Here is a 1,863-nt window from a genome sequence, read left to right on the forward strand (position 1 = left end):
ACCGTCTCAGTAGTTTCAAAAAAACGATTGGATAAGTCATAAATTATGTACCCGAAACAGAATATGGATAGTAGGAAAATCAAAATAGCTTTAGGGCTACGAAACAGCGTATTCATGGCCAGTTGTTGTTTGGCGCTGCCTGTCCCCGTTGATTTGTAGAGTAGGAAAGAGTCTAAGGGGATTTTCTGATTGGTTAAGTTGACGTCCTTTTTCTTAGGAATGGCTGGCGTTGTTACTGCTTTGTCGTGCTTCCAAATGTAAGGGTTGCGCTTAGTCCAAAAGAACTGGTCACGGCCCTTATGAAAAAAGTTCTGGTTAGCACATGCCTTGATTCCTGAATCGATTTGCTTCCAATCAGGGGAAAGTAACTCGATGTCCCAATCGTACTTTCGATGCCTCATGAACCCTTCATTAAAGCTGTGTGGATAGATGATTCTTCCTTCGGAATCGTATTCAGCAATTCCGCGATCATCTATCTCTGAATCTTTCAAAGCGTCCATGTTGGCAGGCGTGTAACGAGAATTAAAAAAGCGCTCGTAATCTTTAGGGAGTAGCCCGTCTTGTGGTGATTGAGTGATGAAATCAGAGAGCGGTTTATACTTCACTTTGCGTATATCAAAACCCACGTTCTTAGAAAAGATATCCTGGCACTCATCAATGACAATCAGCGCGCCAATAGGGCACCAACAGAAGAAATGAGTCCAGAGGTGAACCCCTGATTCATCTCTAGAGCTAACACGAAAGAGTTTAGCTGTGCTTGGAAACTTAATATCAAAGCGCTCTTCGATGACAGCTAAGGGCTGCATACCTTCCATGTTGGTAACAACGGTTCGTCCTGCCTTTAGAGCTTGATAGATGGAGAAATAAGCCGTGTAAGCCGACTTGTAAGAGCCATTTGCTCCCGTTCTAATCGTGATAGCCATTATCTAGAGAGCCTCATAACCAAAGCTGTAGTGAAGAAGTTGGCCCATACTGAAAGGGCTTGAGGAACGCCAAACTTAAACGCATAGAACCTCAATTCATCAGGTAAAGCGTTAAAAGCATGAGAGAGAATTTCATTAAAGCCGATTTCCTTTAATAAGATTTTTGCTGAGTTATAAGAGAGCTTGATGAACTCTAATTCTGCCTTTAATTTCATCTTAATCATGAAGATCTGAATGTATGAAAATAGGTCTAGTGTCATCTGAGGAATGGCTTTAAAGAAGTCAGTGATAAACGACATCTGTAAGCTGATCCAATCGATAAAAGAGTAGATGTAATCCATAACTAATCCTTACCTAACATTTTGATGCCAGACACCACAAACATAAACATAATCACAGCCGCAATGATTGATGAGTTATCGAGTAACGCCTCGAAGACTCCAGATTTAAAAGAGCGTTCAGCATGGTTTACGTTAAGGTTTAAAGAGTGCTCTTTATAGGTGCCGTTGTTAAAAGAACTGGTATCGATAGAGAAGAGCGTTTTGAACTTTTCGAACTCTTCGACCATCTCTTGTTTCAGTTCGAGCACTTCATTTTGAGCTTCTGCAATTTGATTTTGAGTAACGATGAAACCGACACCATCAAAGTCGTAGTTAGGTTCAATAAAATCATTGGTATTGGTGACGCTGTCAATCAAGTCGGTAAGCTTGCTTTCAACGCCTGACATATCAGCACCATCTATGCCATCAATTTTGTCAGATAGAGATTGGATGCTGGACTCAACACCGCTTAAATCAACGGTAGACGACCCACTGGAAATGGCGTTAATTTGCTCTGTCAACTGATTAAAGCGTTGATTGGTGTTTTCATTAACATCATCAGAAATTGACGCGGCAATCATGTTACTCACTTCAACACCGTTTTTAATTTCAGATTGGTT

General features: G+C 41.0%; 2 protein-coding genes and 1 pseudogene. All 3 read right to left on the reverse strand.

Features of this window, described 5'->3' with window-relative positions; all coding sequences use genetic code 11:
• The coding region (locus F0251_RS24185; protein WP_171731977.1) for a zonular occludens toxin domain-containing protein at positions 1–923 on the reverse strand (923 nt) is incomplete at its 3' end.
• Complete coding sequence (locus F0251_RS24190) at positions 923–1,264, reverse strand: DUF2523 domain-containing protein (RefSeq protein ID WP_171731978.1); 342 nt, start codon at positions 1,262–1,264, stop codon at positions 923–925. The genes F0251_RS24185 and F0251_RS24190, both read right to left, overlap by 1 nt.
• 2 nt (positions 1,265–1,266) lie before the next feature.
• Positions 1,267–1,863: pseudogene (locus F0251_RS24195) on the reverse strand (hypothetical protein); the annotation flags it as partial.

The organism is Vibrio sp. 070316B, assembly GCF_013114115.1.
Classification (GTDB): Bacteria; Pseudomonadota; Gammaproteobacteria; order Enterobacterales; family Vibrionaceae; genus Vibrio; species Vibrio chagasii_B.

Excerpts from the sequence above, each read along its gene's own strand:
- F0251_RS24190 (WP_171731978.1), bottom strand. The coding sequence starts at position 1,264 with ATGGATTACATCTACTCTTTTATCGATTGGATCAGCTTACAGATGTCG.